The 21,852-nt window shown below is 59.3% G+C and carries 24 protein-coding genes; 12 read left to right on the top strand and 12 right to left on the bottom strand.

The window, feature by feature from the left end; all coding sequences use genetic code 11:
* Positions 1–66: 66 nt before the first annotated feature.
* Positions 67–609 carry an SsrA-binding protein SmpB gene (gene smpB / locus BDD14_RS24125; RefSeq protein WP_130421948.1) on the top strand — a complete coding sequence of 181 codons (543 nt, stop codon included), beginning with the start codon at positions 67–69 and terminating at the stop codon, positions 607–609.
* A gap of 110 nt (positions 610–719) precedes the next feature.
* Positions 720–2,276 (top strand): leucyl aminopeptidase, encoded by a 1,557-nt coding sequence (locus BDD14_RS24120; protein ID WP_130421946.1) that lies wholly within the window; start codon positions 720–722, stop codon positions 2,274–2,276.
* A 58-nt stretch (positions 2,277–2,334) separates the two neighbouring features.
* On the opposite strand, the gene BDD14_RS24115 is transcribed toward BDD14_RS24120, so the two are convergent.
* Together BDD14_RS24115 and BDD14_RS24110 are read right to left on the bottom strand one after the other, a co-directional pair.
* Entirely contained in the window at positions 2,335–2,931 is a 597-nt protein-coding gene (locus tag BDD14_RS24115; protein ID WP_130421944.1) for a type 1 glutamine amidotransferase domain-containing protein, read from the bottom strand.
* A gap of 112 nt (positions 2,932–3,043) precedes the next feature.
* Positions 3,044–4,156, bottom strand: a complete 1,113-nt coding sequence (locus BDD14_RS24110) for a pyridoxal phosphate-dependent aminotransferase (RefSeq protein WP_242618171.1) — start codon at positions 4,154–4,156, stop codon at positions 3,044–3,046.
* An 87-nt stretch (positions 4,157–4,243) separates the two neighbouring features.
* Between BDD14_RS24110 and BDD14_RS24105 the strand changes: the two genes are divergently transcribed.
* Complete coding sequence (locus BDD14_RS24105) at positions 4,244–4,909, top strand: HAD family hydrolase (protein ID WP_130421940.1); 666 nt, start codon at positions 4,244–4,246, stop codon at positions 4,907–4,909.
* Positions 4,910–4,973: 64 nt separating this feature from the next.
* On the top strand, positions 4,974–5,225 hold the full coding sequence (locus BDD14_RS24100) for a hypothetical protein (protein WP_130421938.1): 252 nt from the start codon (positions 4,974–4,976) through the stop codon (positions 5,223–5,225).
* On the opposite strand, the gene ribB is transcribed toward BDD14_RS24100, so the two are convergent.
* The 4 genes from ribB to BDD14_RS24080 all read right to left on the bottom strand — a co-directional run bounded on the left by ribB (position 5,222) and on the right by BDD14_RS24080 (position 9,023).
* Positions 5,222–6,367, bottom strand: a complete 1,146-nt coding sequence (ribB, locus tag BDD14_RS24095) for a 3,4-dihydroxy-2-butanone-4-phosphate synthase (protein ID WP_242618170.1) — start codon at positions 6,365–6,367, stop codon at positions 5,222–5,224. The genes BDD14_RS24100 and ribB overlap by 4 nt on opposite strands.
* Positions 6,368–6,474: 107 nt before the next feature.
* The gene (locus BDD14_RS24090; protein ID WP_020713518.1) at positions 6,475–6,702 is read right to left on the bottom strand and encodes a hypothetical protein; all 228 of its coding nucleotides are present in this window, start codon (positions 6,700–6,702) and stop codon (positions 6,475–6,477) included.
* A gap of 166 nt (positions 6,703–6,868) precedes the next feature.
* Positions 6,869–8,437, bottom strand: coding sequence for a S10 family peptidase (locus tag BDD14_RS24085; RefSeq protein ID WP_242618169.1), 1,569 nt, complete (start codon positions 8,435–8,437; stop codon positions 6,869–6,871).
* Positions 8,438–8,564: 127 nt separating this feature from the next.
* A complete protein-coding gene (locus tag BDD14_RS24080; RefSeq protein ID WP_130421936.1) occupies positions 8,565–9,023 on the bottom strand; it encodes a rhodanese-like domain-containing protein in 459 nt (152 codons plus the stop codon).
* Between the two features lie 189 nt (positions 9,024–9,212).
* On the opposite strand from BDD14_RS24080, the gene BDD14_RS24075 reads away from it, so the two are divergent.
* Together BDD14_RS24075 and BDD14_RS24070 are read left to right on the top strand one after the other, a co-directional pair.
* On the top strand, positions 9,213–11,651 hold the full coding sequence (locus BDD14_RS24075; protein ID WP_130421934.1) for a RecQ family ATP-dependent DNA helicase: 2,439 nt from the start codon (positions 9,213–9,215) through the stop codon (positions 11,649–11,651).
* Between the two features lie 31 nt (positions 11,652–11,682).
* On the top strand, positions 11,683–12,186 hold the full coding sequence (locus tag BDD14_RS24070; protein WP_130421932.1) for a PaaI family thioesterase: 504 nt from the start codon (positions 11,683–11,685) through the stop codon (positions 12,184–12,186).
* Here the strand turns inward: BDD14_RS24070 and BDD14_RS24065 are convergent.
* Positions 12,183–12,905, bottom strand: coding sequence for a glycosyltransferase (locus BDD14_RS24065; protein WP_130421930.1), 723 nt, complete (start codon positions 12,903–12,905; stop codon positions 12,183–12,185). The genes BDD14_RS24070 and BDD14_RS24065 overlap by 4 nt on opposite strands.
* 219 nt (positions 12,906–13,124) lie before the next feature.
* On the opposite strand from BDD14_RS24065, the gene pdxS reads away from it, so the two are divergent.
* Positions 13,125–14,078 (top strand): pyridoxal 5'-phosphate synthase lyase subunit PdxS, encoded by a 954-nt coding sequence (gene pdxS, locus BDD14_RS24060; RefSeq protein WP_130421928.1) that lies wholly within the window; start codon positions 13,125–13,127, stop codon positions 14,076–14,078.
* 108 nt (positions 14,079–14,186) lie between these two features.
* Complete coding sequence (locus tag BDD14_RS24055; RefSeq protein ID WP_130421926.1) at positions 14,187–14,531, top strand: GIY-YIG nuclease family protein; 345 nt, start codon at positions 14,187–14,189, stop codon at positions 14,529–14,531.
* A 150-nt stretch (positions 14,532–14,681) separates the two neighbouring features.
* Here the strand turns inward: BDD14_RS24055 and BDD14_RS24050 are convergent, their stop codons facing one another.
* A complete protein-coding gene (locus tag BDD14_RS24050) occupies positions 14,682–15,449 on the bottom strand; it encodes an SDR family NAD(P)-dependent oxidoreductase (RefSeq protein ID WP_165420221.1) in 768 nt (255 codons plus the stop codon).
* Between the two features lie 421 nt (positions 15,450–15,870).
* Between BDD14_RS24050 and pdxT the strand changes: the two genes are divergently transcribed.
* Positions 15,871–16,491 (top strand): pyridoxal 5'-phosphate synthase glutaminase subunit PdxT, encoded by a 621-nt coding sequence (pdxT, locus tag BDD14_RS24045; RefSeq protein WP_130421924.1) that lies wholly within the window; start codon positions 15,871–15,873, stop codon positions 16,489–16,491.
* Here the strand turns inward: pdxT and BDD14_RS24040 are convergent.
* Together BDD14_RS24040 and BDD14_RS24035 are read right to left on the bottom strand one after the other, a co-directional pair.
* Positions 16,488–16,859 (bottom strand): hypothetical protein, encoded by a 372-nt coding sequence (locus BDD14_RS24040; protein ID WP_130421922.1) that lies wholly within the window; start codon positions 16,857–16,859, stop codon positions 16,488–16,490. The two genes, pdxT and BDD14_RS24040, sit on opposite strands and share 4 nt — an antisense overlap.
* A complete protein-coding gene (locus BDD14_RS24035; protein WP_130421920.1) occupies positions 16,841–17,386 on the bottom strand; it encodes an RNA polymerase sigma factor in 546 nt (181 codons plus the stop codon). Before BDD14_RS24035 ends, BDD14_RS24040 begins: the two co-directional genes overlap by 19 nt.
* Positions 17,387–17,486: 100 nt before the next feature.
* On the opposite strand from BDD14_RS24035, the gene BDD14_RS24030 reads away from it, so the two are divergent.
* Entirely contained in the window at positions 17,487–17,933 is a 447-nt protein-coding gene (locus tag BDD14_RS24030) for a DUF6249 domain-containing protein (protein WP_130421918.1), read from the top strand.
* Here BDD14_RS24030 and BDD14_RS24025 read toward each other — a convergent pair.
* Both BDD14_RS24025 and BDD14_RS24020 read right to left on the bottom strand, forming a co-directional pair.
* Positions 17,926–18,654 (bottom strand): SDR family NAD(P)-dependent oxidoreductase, encoded by a 729-nt coding sequence (locus BDD14_RS24025; RefSeq protein WP_130421916.1) that lies wholly within the window; start codon positions 18,652–18,654, stop codon positions 17,926–17,928. The two genes, BDD14_RS24030 and BDD14_RS24025, sit on opposite strands and share 8 nt — an antisense overlap.
* An 8-nt stretch (positions 18,655–18,662) precedes the next feature.
* Positions 18,663–19,253, bottom strand: a complete 591-nt coding sequence (locus tag BDD14_RS24020; protein WP_130421914.1) for a hypothetical protein — start codon at positions 19,251–19,253, stop codon at positions 18,663–18,665.
* Positions 19,254–19,709: 456 nt separating this feature from the next.
* Here BDD14_RS24020 and BDD14_RS24015 point away from each other — a divergent pair, with 456 nt between their 5' ends.
* Both BDD14_RS24015 and groL read left to right on the top strand, forming a co-directional pair.
* Positions 19,710–20,003, top strand: coding sequence for a co-chaperone GroES (locus tag BDD14_RS24015; protein ID WP_130421912.1), 294 nt, complete (start codon positions 19,710–19,712; stop codon positions 20,001–20,003).
* Positions 20,004–20,135: 132 nt separating this feature from the next.
* A complete protein-coding gene (gene groL / locus BDD14_RS24010; RefSeq protein ID WP_130421910.1) occupies positions 20,136–21,806 on the top strand; it encodes a chaperonin GroEL in 1,671 nt (556 codons plus the stop codon).
* Positions 21,807–21,852: the final 46 nt, after the last annotated feature.

Here is a 21,852-nt window from a genome sequence, read left to right as displayed (position 1 = left end):
GAGGGTTAGACGGAGCCCAGGCCAACCCGTGAGACGGATCCTTCCGCATGTTAAAGTTAAAGATTCATGCCTCGTTCGCTTTCCAACCCGACAGCGGCCTATCAGCCGAAGTCTCCTGTAGCCAAGCCGAAGGACCGCGATCCCGTGGCCTCAGGACAGCGGGATGCTGCATTTAACCGCGCCGCCAGCCACAACTACTTCCTGACCGACCGTTTCGAAGCAGGAGTCTCCCTGCGGGGAACCGAGGTGAAATCAATCCGCGAGGGCAAGGCGAACCTGAAGGACTCCTATGGCCTGCTGAAGGACGGCGAATGTTTTCTGCTGAACGCCCACATCGGCCCCTTCTCTCACGGCAATCTGATGAACCATGATTCATTGCGCACCCGCAAGCTGCTGCTTCACAAAGGCGAGCTGCGGAAGCTGGAAGGCCTGACCCGGCAGAAAGGCTTCACCTTGATCCCAACACGGCTGTATTTTCGCAACGGGCGCGTGAAGTGCGAGCTCGCGCTGGCGAAAGGCAAGCAGGATTGGGACAAACGCGAGACGGAACGTCGGCGGGAGGCGGATAAAGAAGCACGGGCCGCCATGGCTCGCAGCCAGCGCCGTTAATTCCTCTTTCGGGCCCTTTTGAAGCCGGTAATTGAACTCAAGGATCTTCTGTGAATACTTTTGATCGTTCTGTTGTCAGGACTCGCTTCGGCTCGCGCTAGGATAGTGCCATGGATATGAAGCTTGTATTTCAGGACGCCGCCGGTTTTCAGACGCCGCTGTTGACCGTGTTCGCTGTCGATGTCGCAATCGGAAAAGATGCCGATCCCCTGATTGCCCTGCTGACGACATCTGATGCTGTGACGAACGCAGCAGCCGCCATCATCGCCTCGGATGAGTTCAAGGGTGCACTCGGAGAACAGGTGGTGCTCCATTCGCCCGGCGGTCTGAAGGCCGAACGGCTGCTGATCGTAGGGCTGGGAAAGGCGAAGACACTCTCTGTTGACGAGGTCCGTAAAGCCGCAGGCGCAGCGGTCCGGTGGGCCAAGCCTCGCGGTATGCGCCAGATTGCGATCGCGTTTCCGGAAGACCATGCGCTCTCCGACGAGCATCTGGAGAATTTGCCCTGCACCCTGCTGTCGCGCGCTCTGATCGAAGGCGCCGGAATCGCGGAGATGGACTGGGATACGTACCGAAGCGACAGAAAGGACCGGTCGATCGAAGTACTGACGGTCATAGCGCCTGAAAATGAAGAGTCCACCACCCGGGAGATCCAGACCGGATTCGAGGAAGGCAGGATTCTCTCGGAGGCACAGAATTTTGCGCGCGCGCTGGTGAACGAGCCGGGCAATGTACTGACGCCCACCGAACTCGGACGCCGTGCCGCCGCCATGTGTGGCGAGAAGGGACTGAAATGTGAGGTTTACTCGACGGAGAAGCTGGAGGAGTTGAAGATGGGGGCCTTTGCAGCGGTCGCAAAAGGATCGGCCCAGCCTCCCGCTCTGGTGGTGATGACCTATGAGCCCAAGCTCGAGAAAGGTAAGGTTCCAGCTAAGGACGCTCCTGTACTGGGCCTTGTCGGCAAAGGCATTACTTTTGATACCGGCGGCATCTCGCTGAAGTCCGCCGACGGCATGGAAAAGATGAAGTACGACATGGCCGGAGCCGCGGCGATGATAGGGGCGATGCATGCCATCGCTCAGCTGAAGCCCTCGGTAAAGGTGATCGGAATCGTCTGTTCCGCCGAAAACATGCCCAGTGGAACCGCATATAAACCGGGCGACGTGGTTACCGCGATGTCGGGAAAGACCATCGAGATTCTCAACACGGACGCGGAAGGCCGCATGGTGCTGGCCGATGGATTGCACTACGCGAAAACCCTGGGATGCACTCACCTTATCGATGCGGCGACATTGACGGGAGCGTGTGTCGTAGCCCTCGGAATGATCAACGCTGGCCTCTTCTCGAATGACGATGAGACTTTCGAAAACTTTTCGCGCGCGATCCAGGTCTCTGGCGAGAAGTTCTGGCGGCTTCCCTGCACCGAAGATTACAAAGATCAGATCAAGAGTCAGATCGCGGACATCATGAACACCGGAGGCACGCGCTGGGGAGGAGCAATTTCGGCGGCAATGTTTCTCAAGGAGTTCGCCGAGGATACCCCCTGGATTCACCTGGACATCGCAGGCTGCGCGTGGAACGAAGAGGTCAAGCCATGGCATCCGAAGGGCCCCAGCGGAACCGCCGTTCGATCCATCGTCGAGTGGGTACGAACCTATTCGGCATAAAGCGCCCGGCAAACCAAGCGGCTCACGGACACGTGAGCCGCTTTCCGCTTAACCTGCTTCAGGCAGCCGCGTGGTGCGATGTCGCGCGACTGAACAGATCGATCATCGCCTGGTTATATGCCGGGATGTCGTCCGGCTTGCGACTGGTCAAAAGGTTCCTGTCTTCGACGACTTCGCGATCCACCCATTCGGCTCCTGCGTTACGCAGGTCCACCTGAAGCGATGGCCACGATGTCATGGTATGGCCACGGACTGCATCGGCATTGATGAGTATCCAGGGCGCATGGCAGATTGCCGCGATGGGCTTACCCTCCTCGACGAAGCTGCGGACAAACGCGATAGCCTGTGGTTCCAGACGAAGGTAGTCGGGATTCATGACGCCACCGGGCAGGTGGAGGGCATCGTAGTCTCCGCTCTTCGCCTCCGAGAGAACGACGTCCACGTCGATCTCGTCACCCCAGTCGGTCACATCCCAGGATTTGATCTTTCCGGATTTGATACCGGACTCCGGCGCGATGATATCCACCGTAGCTCCGGCATCCTCGAGCGCTTTTTTGGGCTTCGTCAACTCAACTTCTTCCACTCCCTTCGTAGCGAGAATTGCCACGCGGCGCGCCCTCAGCCTATTACGGTCTTCGCTATTGAATATGGCCATAAACCCTCCATCCCCGACCTGGGGGCCGGGTAAGCAAGGTGAGATTCGCGGTTCTCTCCATTCGTTGTCCCCGCCGCTGTGGAGATCGGCGAGATGCCTGGCTTCAGTGCTCTTATCCAGCGAGATCTTTGATCTTCTTCACCGCCCCCGCGAATGAGTCGGATGGAACGATTAGGCTGACGACAATGCTCTCCCGCTCCGGTAAGCCATAGAACTCCGCCGGGTGAACAATCACATCTCCGTGCTCAAGCAACTCGGTGGCTCCAATCCCAACCCTCGGAAGGCGGAGGATTGCGCTCCAGCCCGCCTCCGTGTGCAACGGCTCGAGACCTGCTGCCCTGACGGCCTTAAGATTCTGCGAGATCCTCGCAAGAATCTGGCTCTGGATTTGCCCCCGGCCCTCAAGCCATCTCGGCAGGGCAAGCTGAGCCGGCGCGTTCATCGAGAGAAATGTGTCGGCGATTACCTCCAGCCGCGAAAGTGCCGACACACGATCCGGCTCCGGCCCGAAGACCGCGATCCAGCCTACCTTCATCTGCGGTAGTCCGGCGATCTTGCTCATGCCGCTCAGAACGAATGTTGTCACCCTGTGAGGTCCGTCGGCGAAGCTTCGCAAGAGCTCGGCTCCCAACGGGTAATCGAGGAACACTTCATCGACGATAAGCGCAAGCCGATGACGCAAACAGAGCCCCTCAAGTCTCTTTCGCTCTTCGGCTCCAGTGCCATGGCCCGTGGGATTGTTAGGGTGCACCAGTACGATCGCCCTGGTCCGAGATCCAATGCTTCGTTCGAGCTCCGCAAAATCGATCCACCAGCCGTAATCGTAGAAGAGCGGATACGACCGAAGTCTCACGTCTTCCAGCTCCGCCAGAAAGTCGAAGAGAGGATAGCTGGGTTGCGCCACCAGGACCTCATCGCCGGCGTCGCAAAGCAGGCGGAAGAGATAGCCATATCCTTCACTGGTGCTCGTCGTCAGGATCAGAGCATCGGGATTCACCTGGATTCCGTGGTCGGAGTAGTAACCGGCCACGGCCTCCCGTGCCGAATGCATTCCTCGCGGGTCAGGATCGTACATAAGCGCGCGGGGATCGCTCAACGGGGCGACAATGCTGCCTGAATCGTATTCGAAACCGCACAGAGTCGGATTGGAGATCGTCAGGTCTAACAGATCCCGGCCCGCGGATCGAGCCAGCCGAATCGACTCGGCGAAGGCGCTCTCCCTCAAATCCCACTCCGTCCGCGATGAAAAACGTTGACTCACACTTTCATGCTAATGGCTTCCGGCCACGCCTACCCTACAATGACCTCATCCATGAACTCCAATCCAGAAGTGAATTCCATCCAGGCGGTACTCTTCGACTACGGTATGGTGCTCTCGGCTCCCCCTGATCCCGCAGCATGGCAGCGCATGCGGGAGGTCACAGGCTTTGACGAGCCGACGCTCCAACGCGGGTATTGGGCTTTTCGTCACGAATACGACCGCGGCGATCTCAACGGTCAGGCTTACTGGGAGCAGGTAGCCAGAATTGGAGGGACGAGTTTCACTCCAGAACAGGTGGCCGAGTTAATCGATGCCGATGTCGAACTATGGACGCAGCTCAATGCCCCGATGCTCGACTGGGCCCAGCGACTGCAGCGCTCCGGAATTCGCACAGGAATCCTTTCGAATATCGGCGATGCGATGACCGAAGGCTTGCTGAAGAAATTCGACTGGATCTGCGGCTTCCACCATTGCACTTGGTCTTATCGCCTGCGCGTAGCCAAACCCGAGGCAGCAATTTACCACTCCGCCGCAGAAGGCCTGGGAGTTGCCCCGGGCAATATCTTATTCATCGACGACAAGATCGAGAACATCGAGGCTGCGCACGCCGCCGGAATGCAGGCGATCCAGTACAGCAACCATCCATCCTTCGTTCACGAGATGGAGAAGCGGGGACTTGCAGCGCTGCTCGCTCCTGAGACGGTGCCATCGCGATAGGCGAGCTACCTATCGTCTTTACCACTTTGGAATGACAGGTGACCTTCGGTTCGCTATTTAGGCCATGCTGTTGTTCCCTCGTCGCCATGCAACGCTCGCGATTGCGCATCTGGTCTCGGCCAGCCTCTTCACCTCGGGATGCGGCAGCGGAGGCACTGTCATCATCGACAAGGGAGACCCTAATCTGCGATACACGCCTCCGGGCAGCTACCAGTACCAGGTCACCGCGACGGACACGACCGGAGTTCCGCTCAGTCAACCGTCACCCTCAACCTCACGGTCACCGCACAGTAGCTCGCTGGAGCGAACCGCTTAGCGATGTTCGGCGGTAACCGATACCGGGATTTGTTCCACAATCTCGATCCCGAAGCCCTGCAATGCAGGTACGTGCGTGGGGGTATTGCTCAGCAGACGAATCTTGTGGATCCCAAGATCGGAGAGAATTTGTCCTCCCAGGCCAACTTGGCGAAGGGTCCGGTGCGCGCGGTCCTCATTGCGCTCCCGCGGCCTGTGGTCACGGTGGAAGACGACGCGATGTGGCGTCACGCTGCGGTCGATTCCAAAGCCTGCACTGCCATTGTGCAGGTAAACCAGGGTCCCACGACCATCCTGGGCAATCATTCGAAGGGAGTTCTCGACGACCGTCCGGCAGTCACACAGGGTCGTCCCAAAGACGTCACCCGCCAGGCAATGGGTATGGACGCGAACCAGAACCGGCTCATCGCCGCTGACGTCGCCGTACACCAGGGCAACGTGCGATTCCCCACCGTCCACCTCGCTTTCGTAGGCGATCACACGGAACTCTCCGTGCTCGGTCGGCATCAGAGACTCCGCCACCCGGTGGATATAGCGCTCGTTCTGCAGCCGGTAGCGGATGAGATCCGCCACCGTCACCATCTTCAGGCCATGCTCTTCGCAGAACTTCACCAGGTCCGGCACTCGGGCCATGGTTCCGTCGTCGTTCATGATCTCGCAGATCACGCCCGTTGGAATCAGGCCGGCCATCCGCGCCAGGTCGACTGAGGCCTCCGTCTGGCCGGCGCGCACCAGAACGCCTCCCTTTCGTGCCCTCAAGGGAAAGACATGTCCGGGCCGAGCCAGGTCTTGCGCAGTCGACTGAGGGTCGATCGCGACACGGATCGTATGCGCACGGTCCGCCGCAGAGATGCCGGTCGTCACGCCTTCACGAGCTTCGATGCTTTCGGTGAACGCCGTTCCAAACCGCGACGTGTTCTCCTGTGTCATCGGTCCCAGCCGAAGATAGTCCGCGCGTTCTTCCGTAAGCGTCAGGCAGATCAGACCGCGACCATACTTCGCCATGAAGTTGATCGCCTCCGGAGTGACAAACTCCGCGGCAAGGGTAAGGTCGCCCTCATTCTCGCGATCTTCATCGTCGACAACAACCACCATCCTGCCCGCTCTTATCTCTGCAACCGCCTCGCTGACCTCGGCAAACATAACGTCACACCTCCGCATCACTTTCGACTGTTTTCATCATACGTTCGACGCAAAAAGAAGAACGCCGCCCGAATAGGGCGGCGCTCTGTACTCTACGGTACCTCGTTCTACAGGGTCGACTCAATCTCGAAGCCCCAGGCCTCCAACAAGGCCTCCGGGATATACTTCGAGTTCTTGTTCCGGCGCGCCCATTCGCGCAGCCTGGTCGACCGGATGTACTGGTCGGGGGTCAGCTTGAACTCTTTCACGACCTGCTCGAACGATGTTACCGTTGGGACAACGGGGCCGATCGGCTCCGGCTTGCCCCAGTTCGGATTTCCACGACGTTTCGCCATAGTGTGCAAGTACCTCTTAAATTGTGTGTTGTGTCCAAATCTCCCTTCGACTGAGACCAAAGAGAAAACCGACCACAATACATTTTATTCCAATTAACCCTTGAAATCAAGGGATTTCAGGCCAAACCCGCTCCAGGCAGTGCGTCCGCCAACCCCTTTTCCTGCCTCAGTTATGGAGCGATTCCGCGTAGAAATTCACCATATCTGCCTTCAGGTCTTTCAAGGCCTGTACATTCAGGTACACCATATGTCCGGCCGGGTAGTACCCGAACTCCACATTACCTACCAGCTTCGCCGGAAGACTCATGTGGTTCAGGTCATATTCCGTCGCGAAAAACGGCGTTGCCAGATCAAAGTATCCGTTTGCGGAAAATACTCGCAGCTTCGGATTCTTCCGCATGGCATCGGCCAGATCGACCGCTGTGTCTGGACTGGGCTGGGTCCCTCGACCTCCGCCTGAAGCCCGATGCTTGAACTCCCAGGCCTCGTTCACCCCCGGCCCCGAGATGTAGTAGGTCTCCTGGCTCATATACTTCAACTCATGCTGGATGTAGTCGTGGAATGCACCGACAAACACCCCGCTGATTCCGGTATCGGAAGGATCAAACCCTGGCGACTCCCCCGCCGCGTCAGGGTCCCAGCCCATGAACCGGGCATCGTACCGCCCCATCGTTCGATCGTCATCGCGTAGAAGTTCTTTACGGAACCGCGCCGCCGCAATCCGAAGCTTCGCTTCGCGAACGTACTCCACCTTCAATCCCGTCAATGCGGCGACCCGGGTCGCAATGGCATCGAACTCCCCCTGGGGCAGGCGATCACCCTGCGCCAGAGCCTGGGCATAAGGGCCTCGCGCAAAGTCACGCGCCTGTTGAACCCAGTCCGCCAGTGTGCCGGGAGCCTTTACCTTCTTGTAGTAGTAGCCGATTGCAGCGAATGAGGGAAGATAGCCAATGGATTCAGCATCATATCCTGGATTCCTAATGCTGTAGTTGAGAATGGAAGACAGGAGAACCACCCCATTGAACGGCACCCCGTCATTCTGCAGCGCGGCTACCAGGCCGCCGGACCGTGTCGTTCCATACGACTCGCCAAAGAGAAACTTCGGCGAGGTCCATCGCTGGCTTACCGTGATGTAGCGTTCGATAAACCTTCGGAATGCCTGGATGTCCTGATCGGTCCCGGCAAAGTCCTTCACGGTTCCTTTGCCCACGACCCTCGAAAAACCGCATAGCGGAGCGTCGACAAAGACCAGATCGCTCTTATCAAGCAGGCTGTGTTCGTTCTGCACCCAGGTGTAGGGAGCCGGACCGCTGGCCTCCGGACTGTGTGTCACCACCCGTACTGGACCGAAGGAGCCCATATGCAGCCAGATCGTCGCCGCTCCCGGACCTCCGTTGTAGAAAAACGTCACCGGGCGCGACTTCGCATCCGCCCCGTCCTGCGTGTAGGCGACATAAAAGAGACTTGCGTTGGGCCGGTCCTGATCGTCACGGATGAGGAGGTTCCCCGCAGTAGCCGTGTAGTGGATCAGTTGTCCGCCAACGGTAAGGTCGTGCCGGGTCACCGAGGTCGTCTCCGGAGGGACGGGAACGCCAGCGTCCTCTTTCTGCCTGTTGTCCTGAGTCTTCTGATCCTGCGCACTCGGTCGGTTGTCCTGCCCATGTGCGAGGGCGCCAGTGACCCCCGCTGCCAAAATGACCGCCCAAACCGGGCGCAATCCCTTCCAAAAGTTCAATCGAGGATCCCCTGTAATGCAACGCTGCCTTCTCGGATGCCTCAATCATAATCGCCGGAGATTACCTGACGGAATCGAACTTCATACCAGTCCGGCCCCGCGCTGGATCGGACCACACATGCGGAACTTAGACCACCGTGTCCAGCCGGAAGGAATCCTTATACGGAATCACGGGGTACCCCTTCGCCTTCCATGCACTAAATCCGCCTCGAAGCAGCTTCACCCTTTGAAAGCCGAGCGACAAGCCTCGCCTAAGGATCTCGCGACTCGTCTTCTGACCTTCGCAGGTGCAGTAGAGAACAACATCTCTGTCAGATGGAATCAGAGACGGATCTGCCTCTACTTCCTTGGGAGAAAGGCGCTTGGCTCCGGGAATGATCTCTGAATGGGCCAGCAGATCCAGTGGCTGGCGCACATCGAGCACCAGGATCTTCGAATCGGAGTCGAGCAGCTCACGAAGTGTTTCAGCCTCGACGGTATATCGCTCAAGCTCTCGCAGCCGTCGTGACCGCCGCATCCAGATGAGAGCACCGACAATCGCGATCAGCACCGCCACCACAACCGATACCGCAGTTGCAAACAGCATGATTCGCTCCTCTACTTTTCCACCGAAAAATCGCTTATAAGTCAGATTCTCTCCCCTGGGAATCGGATTCGGAAGACTCGATCCGACTTAAAACTACTGCCCTCGTCTCCCACGTTCCTCCCTGTATGCGGGCTCTCGCCTTCCTCTCTCATCACGGGCAAACAATATGCGAAGATGACCCAAGGCCACATGGATTCGACCGACCTATCCGATCTGCTCCACCGAACCTTTGGCTTCTCCGGCTTCCGCGCCAATCAGGAGGCCGTATGCCGCGCCGCCACCTCCGGCCGCGACGTCCTGCTGGTCATGCCGACCGGCGCGGGCAAGTCCCTGTGCTACCAGCTACCTGCAATTGCCCGAGGAGGCACGGCTCTCGTCATCTCGCCGCTGATCGCCCTGATGGACGATCAATCCTCCAAGCTCTCTGCCCTCGACCTCAGAACCGCCCGCATCCACTCCGGCCTGTCGCGCGACGAATCCCGCCAGGCCTGTCGCGACTACCTCGACGGCTCCCTGCAATTCCTCTTCATCGCCCCAGAGCGCATGCGCGTTCCCGGCTTCCCGGAGATGCTCGCCAGGCGAAAGCCCGCGCTGATTGCCATCGACGAGGCGCACTGCATCTCTCAATGGGGTCACGACTTCCGCCCCGACTACCGCACTCTCGGCGACTATCTCCCCTCCTTGAGGCCCGCACCGGTCGTCGCTCTCACTGCCACCGCCACTCCTGCTGTTCAGCGCGATATCGCCACGCAACTCCGCCTCGATGATCCTGCGCTCTTCATTCACGGCTTCCGCCGCCACAATCTCGCGATTGAGGTCGTCGAGCTCTCCAAACCGCGACGCAACCAGTTCACCATCGACCTGCTGAAGCCCGACGGGAGCCGCCCAGCGATCGTCTATGCCCCTTCCCGTAAATCAGCCGAAGAACTAGCCGCGCAGCTGGGCGGACGTGCGGCGGCCTATCATGCCGGCCTCGATCCCGCGACCCGCGAACGGGTTCAGCGCCACTTCCTCTCGGGCAAGCTCGAGGTCGTTGTTGCCACCGTCGCGTTTGGCATGGGAATCGACAAGTCTGACGTTCGCAGCGTCATCCACACCGCTCTCCCCGGATCGGTAGAAGCCTACTACCAGGAGATCGGACGAGCCGGGAGAGACGGCAATCCCTCCCGAACCGTTCTTCTGCACTCCTTCGCCGACCGCAAGATGCACGACTTCTTCCTGGAGCGGGATTACCCGCCTGCCGACGAGCTCGCCCGCCTGGCCCGCGCGCTCTCCCCGGAGTTCCAGGAGCCCGACGATCTGCGCAAGAAGCTCCGGCTCGACCTTGAGACCTTCGAGCGTACCGCCGAAAAACTCATCGCCCAGGGAGCCGCCGCTATGGATATCGCAGGCAACCTGCGATCTACCGGCAGCAATAACTGGCGTACCAGCTACGACAGCCAGCTCGCGTTCCGCCGTGCCCAGATCGATCGCATGGCCCGGTTCGCCGAAACCCCTCAGTGCCGCATGACGGCTCTTATCCAGCACTTCGGCGACACCACGGACCACCTGCGCCCCTGCGGCCACTGCGACTTCTGCTCTCCCGAGCGTGCCTCCGCTCAGAGCTTCCACCAACCCACCACGCAGCAGGACCGCCAGCTCAGGGCGATTCTCCGCGCCCTCGACGGAGCCGCCGCCCGCCCCACCGGCAAGCTCCACACCGACCTCGCCCTCGGAATCGACCGCAAACAGTTCGACGTCTACCTTAACGCCCTCACCCGAGCCGGTCTCATTACTCTCACCACCGATACCTTCACCAATCCTGAGGGCAACGTCATCAACTTCAAGCGAGCCTCTCTCACCCACGAAGGCCGCACCCGCGACGAGGGTGACAATCTGGCCGTTCTGTTGCCAGAGGAGAGCGACGCCACACGGCCGACCAAATCTTCACGATCGAAGCGCACCGTCTCGCAATCCGGACGAAGAGAGGAATCGCGTGAGAGAAATCACCGCCAGCAATCCCCTCCTCCCGAACTCACAGCAGACCAGAAAAGAATCGAGCAACGCCTGCGAGAGTGGCGCAAGGCGGAGGCCGCAAAGACAGGTAAGCCCGCCTTCATCGTCTTCGGAGACTCGGTTCTGAACGCCCTCGCCCAGACCCTCCCAACTACGATTTCAGAACTGCTCAACGTCTCCGGCATCGGCCCCGAAAAGGCCGACCGCTACGGAGCCGCGATTGTCGCGATCTGCCGCGACAGCGCCCCTCCAGCCTCAACTCCAGCCCCTCATTCGAAGACGAAAGAGACGAAAGCAAAAGAGACGAGCACGCACAAGACGCAGAGAGAACGTCCTACTCCCAACCCAGTCAGCGGTACACGCATTGCCGCCGAAATCCGCGCAAGCGAGGCACCCCCTGCCGCTGCCCTCACTCCCGCACAGCAACTCCTCGACGACCGCCTGCGTGCATGGCGTACCTCCGAAGCCGAACGTCTCGGCCTGCCTCAGTTCTTCATCCTCGGCACCTCTACCCTGCGCAACATCGTGCTCGCGCGTCCTCGAACGCTTGCCGAGCTCCGTATGATCCAGGGGATCAGTCTCGACAAGGTCGAAAAGTTTGGTCCCGGCATCCTCGCCGCCTGCACCGCCTGACCCGCAGCCTGTGCTACCGTCACCACAGGCCATGTCTTCCCAGGACACAGTCCGCCACACCCCGCTCTCCATGGATGGCAACCCCACCATCGATGAACGGGCCAGCCACTGCTTCGGTTGCGGTCCAGCCAATCCCCAGGGTCTCCATCTTGTCTTCTCGACCGACACAACGGTCCCCGAACATCCCGCCGCCACCGCGCACCTTCAACTCGACCGCCTCCATGAAGGCCCGCCGGGCTACGTTCACGGCGGTATCGTGGCAACGCTGCTCGATGAGGCAATGAGCAAGCTCAACCGGCCGCTCGACGTCCTCGCCGTCACCCGTCATATGGAAGTCGATTACCTGCGCCCGGTCCCGCTCTTCCAGCCGCTTGTACTCATCAGCCGCCACTCGCACCGCGATGGACGCAAGCTCTTCCATCAGGCCGAGATTCAAACTACCGGCGGCGCGGTCCTGGCACGCGGAAAGGCCGTCTTCATCCGGCTCGACAAGGCCATCCTCGCCCGTGCGGGCTTTACACAGCCAGACGACTAGATCTCCGACTCCTCCCAGTATCCCTGGTCGCGCAGAAAGTACTTATCATTCCAGCTGTGCAGCATGGTCTTGAAGAACATCCACACCATCCTCCCGTGTCCCAGTTTCTGGAACCTCCGGTTGGTCGTCAGGATCTTCCCACGGACAATCCGAAAGCGCGTTCGAGCGACTCCCTTTGAAAGCAGGTAGTCTTCCGCAAACAGCGCCCGCTCGTTGAAGCCTCCCAGCGCCCAGAATGCCTCCCGATCGAACAGCATGAACATCCCCGTCGCAAATGGCTTCAGAAACGAGCCGATGTGCTGCATGAAGTTGTTGCCTGCATACAGCGCATCGTCGAAGAAGTTCCCTTCTCTGCACCCGATGCTGGTCGTCGCCAGGTGCAGCTTCCTCCTGCGCATCCTCCACAGGGCGCGGCGCAGCAGCGTCGGTTCGGGCAGCTCTACATCTGCATCCAGGAACAGCACATAAGGCGTCGTCGCCAGCCGGGCTCCCGCATTTCTTCCCACCGACGGCAGACCACCCTCAATCACCTCAACCTGCAGCCGGTCTCCGAAGCTCAGCGCCACTTCCACCGTTCCATCCGTCGATCCCGCGTCCGCTACGATCACACGGGTCTTCGCCATGCCCTCATAGTCCTGCCGGGCCAGCGAATCCAGCAGTCTGGGCAACATGCTGGCCTCGTTTTTCGCCGGAATTACCACCGTCAGCTCTGCGTTCATCCAACCTCCGGGCCCCGCACCGCTCCCTCAGGTCAGCTTGAACCGGTCACCCCTCCATCCGGTAAATGCTCTTTGAATATTCCATAAATACCGTCGGAGAGGCTCTCATGGATTAACCCGCGCTCTGCCCTTCATAGGAACGAAACAAACTGCTAAACTTGAATCTTTCGCGGGAACCCCCAATTTCACAATGGAACCGCGCTCCCAAGGAGAATCGTAATGGCAGACCATACCACCAACGGCAACCTCGGATCTTCTTCTCTCCGCCTCAAGACCGGCCTGGCCGAGATGCTCAAAGGTGGCGTCATCATGGACGTCATGAACGTGGAGCAGGCCCGCATCGCCGAAGAGGCTGGGGCCACCTCCGTTATGGCGCTCGAGCGCGTTCCCGCTATGATCCGCGCCGAGGGCGGTGTCGCACGCATGGCGAACCCGAAGCTTATCAAGCAGATCATCGCCACAGTCTCCATCCCCGTCATGGCGAAGGCTCGCATCGGTCACTTCGCCGAGGCTCAGGTGCTGCAGGAGCTCGGCGTCGACTTCATCGACGAATCCGAAGTGCTCACACCCGCCGACGAGACCTTCCACATCGACAAGCATGCCTTCACCACTCCCTTCGTCTGCGGAGCTCGCAACCTGGGTGAGGCCTGTCGACGCATCGCCGAAGGTGCAGCCATGATCCGCACCAAGGGCGAAGCCGGTACCGGCGACGTCGTTCATGCCGTCCAGCACATGCGTCAGATCGTCCGCGAGATGCGCGCCCTCACCGTCCTTGACGACTCCGAGCTCTACAACGCCGCCAAGGTCCACCAGGCTCCTTACGAGATCATCAAGATGGTCGCCGCAGCTGGCAAGCTTCCCGTTCCCAACTTCTCCGCCGGCGGCATCGCCACACCCGCAGACGCTGCCCTGATGATGCAGCTCGGTGCCGAGGCCGTCTTCGTCGGCTCGGGAATCTTCATGAAGGAACGCGCTACTCCGCTCGACGTCGAGAACGACCCCAAGGAGCGCGCCGAGGCCGTCTCCCGCGCCAAGGCCATCGTCATCGCAACCACTCACTTCAACGATCCGAAGATCGTCGCCGAAGCCTCGGAGATGGTCACCGGAACCATGAAGGGACTGGCCGCCGCCGCTCTCGAAGAACACGAGCTGCTCCAGACCCGCGGCTGGTAGCTCCCCTATGGAGTCGTCATTCTAAGCAAAGCTTCCCCTATGGAATCGTCATTCTGAGCGAAGCGAAGAATCGCAGTAGTTTCTCCGCTTCGCCAATACACTAAACCGATGCCACCCGATCAGGCGTATGTCTACATCCTGGCCAACAGCCGGCGGCGCCTCTATATCGGCGTCACGACTCGACTCGCCGATCGAATCCGCGAACACAAAACATCGATCGACCCAGAAGCCTTCACTGCCCGCTACAACATCAGGAGCCTCGTCTACTACGAGTTCTACGAGTCCATCTCCCGCGCCATCGCGCGCGAGACGGAGCTAAAAAGCTGGCTTCGCGCAAAGAAGATTCAGCTGATCGTAGTCAACAATCCCACCTGGCGCGACCTGAGCCTCGACTGGGGCAAGCCCATCGCAACATTCAGCGAATCGCAACGCCGCCCACCCGAAATGTTCTAAGCAAACCTGAAAATAACAACCTGAACCATCAAGCCGGGTGCCCCATTCATGACGCGCAGCGGCATGAATGGGAAATTCGAGCAGAAGCTCGAACCGCGTTACTTAAGGACACGGCTTCAACCGGCCAGAAATCCCTTTAGCCGAGACCCCCTATACCCATCCCCCATCGATCACATAGCTTTGGTTGGTAATCGCCGAGCTATCCTCCGCGGCCAGAAACAGCACTAGCCTCGCCACTTCCTCGGGCAGAATCAGCCGCTTCAGAGCCTGCCTCGCCAGAATCTCCGCCTTATAGGCATCGGTCAACCAGAGCCTCTTCTGCCGCTCCGTCGAAACCGCGCCCGGCATCACACAGTTCACACGAATATTGTCCGGGCCAAGCTCATGGGCCAGCGTCCGGGTCATCCCCACGATTGCAGCCTTCGCTGTTACATACACCGGCACATTCGTCGATGGGATCACCCAACTGATCGACCCCATATTGATGATGGAGCCGCGCCCTGCCTTCCGCATCGCCGGCACAATCGCCTGCGTCATGAAGAACTGGTGTTTCAGGTTTACTGCAATCGTATCGTCCCAGCTCTGCGGCGTGACCTCGTCGATGGTGTGGCGTGCGTCGTTCCCTGCATTGTTCACCAGCACGTCCACCGTCCCGAACTGCGCCAAGATCGCCGATGCCACCTCCTGCAGCCTCTCGGTCTTCGTAAGATCGCATCGGTGATAGACCGGAGCCTTCAGGCCTTTCGTGGCGAGCCGGGCAATCAACTGCTCCGCCGCATCATCCTGAATGTCGAGAAACGCCACCCGTGCGCCCTGCCCGGCGAATCCTTCGACGATCGCCTCTCCAATCCCGCTCGCCCCGCCTGTAACCACCACCACTCGATCCTCAAGACACGGATAGACGGCCATCCCGTTCATATTCTTTCCCTACCTCCTGCACAAATTGTTTCCGCGACCTCCTGCACAGTATGCCTGCGCCTCCCCACAGCATCACCCGCAATCGAGATGGAAGACTCATATCCCACGTCATTCTGAGCGAAGCGAAGAATCGCAGTAGTCTCTCCGCCTCGCCGCACAATAAACCAACGGCCGGCGCACCCTGCGTTTTCCGGTCAAAAATTCCTTGTCAAGCCCCGATCGCTCTATCTCTAAGCAAAGAAACTGCTTTCACTTGCCGAATCGATTCGGCGAATTCTCTATACTTAAAGAAGACCTCCCAGAGTAACCAGTCCGGCTCCTCGACGAAAATCGATACCGCAGCCCCTGGGTAACATCTGGCAGGTACCAGCCTAAGATCTTTTATTTGAATATTTTGCGCAAAATATGTACGGGGGGAGCAATGACGGAACACAGCAACGAGACAGGCGCCGATCAGAAAGCCCTGACCGTCGGCGTCCTGGCGCTCCAGGGAGCCTACGACGCGCACGCGAGCACCCTCCGTAAGCTCGGCGCAACCCCGAAGCTCATCCGCCTGCCGTCTGATCTTGGCGGAATCGACGGCCTCATCATGCCCGGCGGCGAATCCACCACGATGCTGAAGTTTCTGGAGCAGCACGGGTTTTTCGAGGTGCTGAAGGACTTTGTCCACTCCACGCCGACCTTCGGAACCTGCGCCGGCGTCATCCTTCTGGCGAAGGACGTAACCAATCCGACACAGAAGTCCCTCGGAGCGCTCGACGTAACCGTCGAGCGCAACTCCTACGGCCGCCAGATCGATTCGACCATTCTCCACGCCGCGTCAAAGCTCCCCGGCGATCCTCTTGAGATGGTCTTCATCCGCGCCCCGCGGATCACCCGCACCGGCAAAGAGGTCGAAACCCTGGCGAATCGCGAGGAACATCCGGTCCTGGTTCGCGAAGGCCACCTGCTCGCCGCGACCTTCCATCCGGAGCTAGGCCACGACACCCGCGTCCATCAGCTCTTTCTCGACATCATCGCGCAACACAAAGCGAACCGCTAATTCGATCTCCAGCGCTGCGTCCCCATCCAGACCGCGAGGACAAGAAACTGAATGCAAAGGCCCCACTCGACCATAAGCCCGATGGGAGAGCTTACGAAACCCCGCGCCGCCAGCACCACCAGCGCAACCAATAGAACCACCAGGCTGACTCCCATCAGGGTGCGGCCGTAATGGGTGACAGGAGCGACCCCAGTCTTCCGTTCTGGAACCTTCGCAGCGACGCGAGCAGCAAAATCCGCAGGAATCGAAAGAGAAACATCCGGCACACGCTCCAGTTCACGCACGATCCGGGCATCCAGGACTCGCTGCTCCATCTCACGCGTCCCCTGTTCCGACATCAGTTCAGAGTTCATTTCATCACCGGACATGCCGCGCTCCTCTCCTGCAGCCGTTCGCGAAGCTTCTTCCTTCCTCTATGCAGATGCGTCCTGATCGTCCCAATCGGCATGCCGAGCGCAGCCGCGATCTGCTCATAGCTGCGTTCCTCCTGATGATAGAGGACGAGCACCGTCCGCTCGACGTTGCTCAGGTCCTTGAGATGCTCTTCCAACCGCAGGCGAAACTCGCGCTCTTCCATCTGCTGCTCGGCATTGCGATCCGGATGCTCCAATCGCTCCCCCCACGCACTTGTCTCCTCAGAGATAGAGACAAGCGGGCGGTCCATACGCTTTCTGCGCTTCCATTCATTCTGCGCAACATTCACCGCAATGCGATAGATATAGGTTGTCACCAGCGATTCGCCCCGAAAGTTCGGCAGCGAACGATAGAGCCGAAGGAAGACCTCCTGCGCCAGATCCTCCAGATGCTCGCGGCTCCCCGTCAACCGATACAGCGTTCGGAACACCATCGCCTGGTTATCCCTCACAACCTGCTCGAAGCTGAGATCCGCACTCACAGAAAACGTTAGACCTCGATGCACTGCGAAAGTTTCACTACGAAGAATGAAACTTAATTGCATCGCATTTGTCTAACGCTGGCAGAAAGGGAGGTCCATCATGGAAGTCTTTGCAACCCCGTTTATCATCCCCCTCGGCGCTTTCGCCGTCGCCATCGTCGCCATCGTCGCCGGTATCTGGTCTGATGCAAACAACAAGCGAGTTCGCGCCGATCAGCGCATGGCCATGCTAGCCCGAGGCATGTCGCTTGAAGACATCGAGAAGGTTCTCGGCAAGGGCAGCGAAGAGCACGCCCCGAAAGATCCACTCCGCAGCCTCAGCATTGCACGACGTACGGGCATCATCCTGGTCTCCTCAGGCATTGGACTGATTCTCTTTTTCCTCACATTAGCAGCCATTCTTCACGAACACGATGTACTCGCCGGTGCTGCGGTCGGACTGATTCCACTCGCCATCGGAATCGGCTTCTTTATCGACTACTACCTGCAGAAGCGCGAGCTATCGCGCTTCGGCATGGAGATCGAACCGGACCAGTCCGCTAGCTGAGACCGAGGCCGCCGTCGACCGTCAGGATCTGCCCCGTAATAAATGTCGGCGCAGTGGCGAAGAACAGAACCGCAGCGGCAACATCATCAGCCGTTCCATTCCTCTGCATGGGCGTCTTCCTCGCAAAATGTTCGTAGGCCTCTTCGATCTCTCCCTGAACAATCATTCCCGGAGCCACGCAGTTCACGCTGATCTCCGGCGCCCAGGCCTTCGCCATCGTCTCTGACAACATGTGCAGCGCGGCCTTGGATGTGCAATAGTGCCCATGGGTCGCCCATGGGTGCATCCCCCCAAGCGATCCGATGTTCACGATTCTTCCCTGTACGGCCCGAAGATGAGGAAGTGCCGCTCGCGCAACTAAAAAAGGCGCCCGTGTATTTGTCGCGAAGATCCGATCCCATTGTTCGACCGAAATATCCTCGAGAGCGACCGACTCGAACACTCCCGCATTATTTACAACCAGGTCGAGCCGTCCAAACTGGCTTATAACCTCCGCGAGTGCTTCGTCAATTCCTTCGGGATCGCGAAGGTCGCAGCGCACCGCAAGAGCTTCAACGTCCTGCTCGGCAAGATCCCGTATCGTCTGGTCCGCCTCCTGCTGCGAGCTAAGATAGGTAATTGCCACACGAGCACCGTGCTCGGCGAGAGAAAGCGCAATCGCGCGTCCAATCCGCTTTGCCGCACCTGTCACCAACGCGACCTTTCCTGCAAGAAGCTTCATGCGCTGGACTACTGCTGTGGAGAAGTCTGTTGCGGGGAGTTGTTATTCGCTGGAGGCGCCGAGTCGGTCTTCGCAGGGGACTGCGACGAGCTGCCGGGATCAGGCTTCTGCTCGGCAGGCTTGGGCCGGACCGGCTCCTGCACACCCCATTTTCTGGATGAAGAGTCACCCGTGTTGTCCTTATAGGCAGAGACCTGTTCGCGCGGACGGACCATCTCAATCGTGATATCCCTGGTAGATTCGTCGACCTGATATTCCTGGGCAAAGGTAGCGAATCCATTCGCGATCACCTGCACCCGCACCAGCGAACCTGTCGGAATGATTTCGATCGTGGCCTTCCCGTCAGGGTCCGTTTTTAGCTCGAGGTTGCCAATATCTTTACCATCCTTGAATGGATTGAAGATCACGGCTGCGTTCATGAGGGGTTTGCCATTGAACTTTTTCGAAACCTGCACGGTGATCTTCGAGGTCTCCGGAGGAGGCTTGTACTTGCGTCCACGGCGGACGGGGGAATCCTGTGCCAGCAGACCGGAAGCAGCGAGCACGACGGTAAGGCATACCGGCATCAAGCGAAGCAGTAAAAAACGACGCGACATCATGGCGCTATTTTACGCTTCTCGAACATCTTCGTTCACTATTGAATATTCTGAGGAACCCCTGGCGGAAGCTGATTACAAACAACGAGAAGAGAGGGCTTCTCCAGCAAGCTATTCGAGGAACAACCACGCCTGCTACCTATATCCACTTTATTTTTAGCGACATCCGTAGATGCCGCTCTTGTTCTTGCGTGACTTTCACTCATATTTAATCTTCCTCAGTTGACATCAAGAGAGGCACTGCCCTATCGTTAGCAATCGGAAGCATAGAGTGCTAACCGATCGTTGTGATATTTGAAGAAGTGCGTCCGCATTGGAACGCGCGGTGCATGGGACGGAAGCAATTCCAACAGCTTGCATCGGTTCAATAGGAGAACCTTTCCCCTTGCACCGATGCGCAGTTCAACCTGAACAGGGATTTCCTGTTCGGAAAACAAATGCAACAAGGAGACGTAAGCAATGGCGAAGACATTTACACCGCTGCACGATCGCATTCTGGTCCGCCGCATCGAAGAGGGCGAGAGCGTCCGCGGCGGCATCATCATCCCGGACACAGCAAAAGAGAAGCCGCAACAGGGCGAAGTAATCTCTGTGGGCAAGGGCAAATCGAACGACGAGGGCAAGGTATTCCCGCTCGACGTCAAGTCAGGCGACCAGATCCTCTTCGGCAAGTATTCCGGCACCGAGATCAAGCTTGATGGCGAAGAGCTCCTGATCATGCGCGAAGAAGAAGTCCTCGGCATCCTCAAGTAGCGACTGCGCGTCGCGGCGGGAGGCGGCGTCGCCGCGTTCTCTCGACCAAGACGCAAAAGTAAAAGCGGATGGTTTCGCTGCAACTTCATAAATTCTGACCGGCTTACGAGCCGGGAAATAGGAGCAACACAAATGGCAAAGCAGATTCTGCATGGAGAAGATTCGCGTCAGGCGATCCTGCGTGGCGTCAACACGCTCGCTGACGCAGTCAAGGTGACGCTCGGCCCGAAGGGCCGCAACGTTGTCATCGAGAAGAAGTTCGGTTCGCCCACCATCACCAAGGACGGCGTAACCGTCGCCAAGGAGATTGAGCTTGGCAATGCGCTTGAGAACATGGGCGCGCAGATGGTGCGTGAGGTTGCTTCGAAGACCTCCGACGTTGCCGGCGACGGCACCACCACCGCCACCGTTCTGGCCCAGGCGATCTACCGCGAGGGCGTCAAGACCGTCGCTGCCGGTGCAAACCCGATGGCGCTGAAGCGCGGCATCGACAAGGCCGTTGAGGCTATCGTCGGCAAGCGCGATGCGAACGGCGTTGCGGTAGGCGGCTCGCTCAGCAAGCTGTCCAAGCCCGTCTCGGGCGACATGATCGCACAGGTTGGAACCATCTCAGCCAACTCGGACGAGCAGATCGGCACCATCATCGCCGAGGCGATGAAGAAGGTCGGCAAGGACGGCGTGATCACGGTCGAAGAGTCGCGCACCATGGAGACGCAGCTCGAGGTAGTCGAGGGCATGCAGTTCGACCGCGGCTACCTCTCGCCCTACTTCGTCACCGACGCGGAGCGCATGGAAGCTGCTCTCGAGAACCCCTACATCCTCATCTACGAGAAGAAGATCTCCTCGATGAAGGACCTGCTCCCGCTGCTCGAGCAGATCGCCCGCACGGCCAAGCCCCTCCTCATCATCGCTGAGGACGTGGACGGCGAAGCGCTGGCGACCCTGGTCGTCAACAAGCTGCGTGGCACGCTGAACGTCGCGGCCGTCAAGGCTCCGGGCTTCGGCGATCGCCGCAAGGCGATGCTGCAGGACATCGCGATCCTGACCGGCGGCAAGGCCGTCACCGAGGACCTCGGCATCAAGCTCGAGAGCGTCAAGATTGAGGACCTGGGCACTGCCAAGCGCATCACCATCGACAAGGACAACACCACCATCATCGATGGCGGCGGCAAGGGAGCCGAGATCGAGGGCCGCGTGAAGGAGATTCGCGCGCAGATCGACAAGACCACCTCTGACTACGACCGCGAGAAGCTGCAGGAACGTCTTGCGAAGCTGGTCGGCGGCGTCGCCGTCATCAAGGTCGGAGCTGCAACCGAGACCGAGATGAAGGAGAAGAAGGCCCGTGTCGAGGACGCAATGCACGCGACCCGCGCAGCTGTCGAAGAGGGCATCGTCCCAGGCGGCGGCGTCGCGCTGGTTCGCGCTTCGTCCGCTGTCGACGAAGTCATCAAGTCGCTCGAGGGCGATGAGAAGATCGGTGCTTCGATCATTCGTCGCGCTATCGAAGAGCCGCTTCGCATGATCGTCTCGAACGCCGGCGAAGAGGGTGCGGTTGTGATCGGCAAGATCCACGAATCGAAGGAGCCCAACTTCGGCTACAACGCCGGAACCGGCGCCTACGAGGACCTGGTGAAGGCTGGCGTCATCGACCCGACCAAGGTCACGCGTACTGCGCTGCAGAACGCGGCTTCGATCGCAGGCCTGATGCTCACCACCGAGGCCATGATCTCCGAGATTCCGGAGAAGAAGGAAGCCTCGGCCGGCGGACACAACCACGGCGGCGGCATGGACGGCATGTACTAGTCCTTCGCGGACAGCGAAACGCGCCTTGCGGCGCAGCAAAAGGCCT

The sequence above is a fragment of the Edaphobacter modestus genome (assembly GCF_004217555.1).
In the GTDB taxonomy this organism is placed as follows: domain Bacteria; phylum Acidobacteriota; class Terriglobia; order Terriglobales; family Acidobacteriaceae; genus Edaphobacter; species Edaphobacter modestus.
This window is presented reverse-complemented; position numbering and strand designations above follow the sequence as displayed.

Bases quoted from the DNA above. Each gene is read 5' to 3' on its own strand.
- smpB (WP_130421948.1), top strand. From the start codon at position 67: ATGCCTCGTTCGCTTTCCAACCCGACAGCGGCCTATCAGCCGAAGTCT.
- BDD14_RS24120 (WP_130421946.1), top strand. From the start codon at position 720: ATGGATATGAAGCTTGTATTTCAGGACGCCGCCGGTTTTCAGACGCCG.
- BDD14_RS24115 (WP_130421944.1), bottom strand. From the start codon at position 2,931: ATGGCCATATTCAATAGCGAAGACCGTAATAGGCTGAGGGCGCGCCGC.
- BDD14_RS24105 (WP_130421940.1), top strand. From the start codon at position 4,244: ATGAACTCCAATCCAGAAGTGAATTCCATCCAGGCGGTACTCTTCGAC.
- BDD14_RS24100 (WP_130421938.1), top strand. From the start codon at position 4,974: ATGCTGTTGTTCCCTCGTCGCCATGCAACGCTCGCGATTGCGCATCTG.
- ribB (WP_242618170.1), bottom strand. From the start codon at position 6,367: ATGTTTGCCGAGGTCAGCGAGGCGGTTGCAGAGATAAGAGCGGGCAGG.
- BDD14_RS24090 (WP_020713518.1), bottom strand. From the start codon at position 6,702: ATGGCGAAACGTCGTGGAAATCCGAACTGGGGCAAGCCGGAGCCGATC.
- BDD14_RS24080 (WP_130421936.1), bottom strand. From the start codon at position 9,023: ATGCTGTTTGCAACTGCGGTATCGGTTGTGGTGGCGGTGCTGATCGCG.
- BDD14_RS24075 (WP_130421934.1), top strand. From the start codon at position 9,213: ATGGATTCGACCGACCTATCCGATCTGCTCCACCGAACCTTTGGCTTC.
- BDD14_RS24070 (WP_130421932.1), top strand. From the start codon at position 11,683: ATGTCTTCCCAGGACACAGTCCGCCACACCCCGCTCTCCATGGATGGC.
- BDD14_RS24065 (WP_130421930.1), bottom strand. From the start codon at position 12,905: ATGAACGCAGAGCTGACGGTGGTAATTCCGGCGAAAAACGAGGCCAGC.
- pdxS (WP_130421928.1), top strand. From the start codon at position 13,125: ATGGCAGACCATACCACCAACGGCAACCTCGGATCTTCTTCTCTCCGC.
- BDD14_RS24055 (WP_130421926.1), top strand. From the start codon at position 14,187: ATGCCACCCGATCAGGCGTATGTCTACATCCTGGCCAACAGCCGGCGG.
- BDD14_RS24050 (WP_165420221.1), bottom strand. From the start codon at position 15,449: ATGAACGGGATGGCCGTCTATCCGTGTCTTGAGGATCGAGTGGTGGTG.
- pdxT (WP_130421924.1), top strand. From the start codon at position 15,871: ATGACGGAACACAGCAACGAGACAGGCGCCGATCAGAAAGCCCTGACC.
- BDD14_RS24040 (WP_130421922.1), bottom strand. From the start codon at position 16,859: ATGTCCGGTGATGAAATGAACTCTGAACTGATGTCGGAACAGGGGACG.
- BDD14_RS24030 (WP_130421918.1), top strand. From the start codon at position 17,487: ATGGAAGTCTTTGCAACCCCGTTTATCATCCCCCTCGGCGCTTTCGCC.
- BDD14_RS24025 (WP_130421916.1), bottom strand. From the start codon at position 18,654: ATGAAGCTTCTTGCAGGAAAGGTCGCGTTGGTGACAGGTGCGGCAAAG.
- BDD14_RS24020 (WP_130421914.1), bottom strand. From the start codon at position 19,253: ATGATGTCGCGTCGTTTTTTACTGCTTCGCTTGATGCCGGTATGCCTT.
- BDD14_RS24015 (WP_130421912.1), top strand. From the start codon at position 19,710: ATGGCGAAGACATTTACACCGCTGCACGATCGCATTCTGGTCCGCCGC.
- groL (WP_130421910.1), top strand. From the start codon at position 20,136: ATGGCAAAGCAGATTCTGCATGGAGAAGATTCGCGTCAGGCGATCCTG.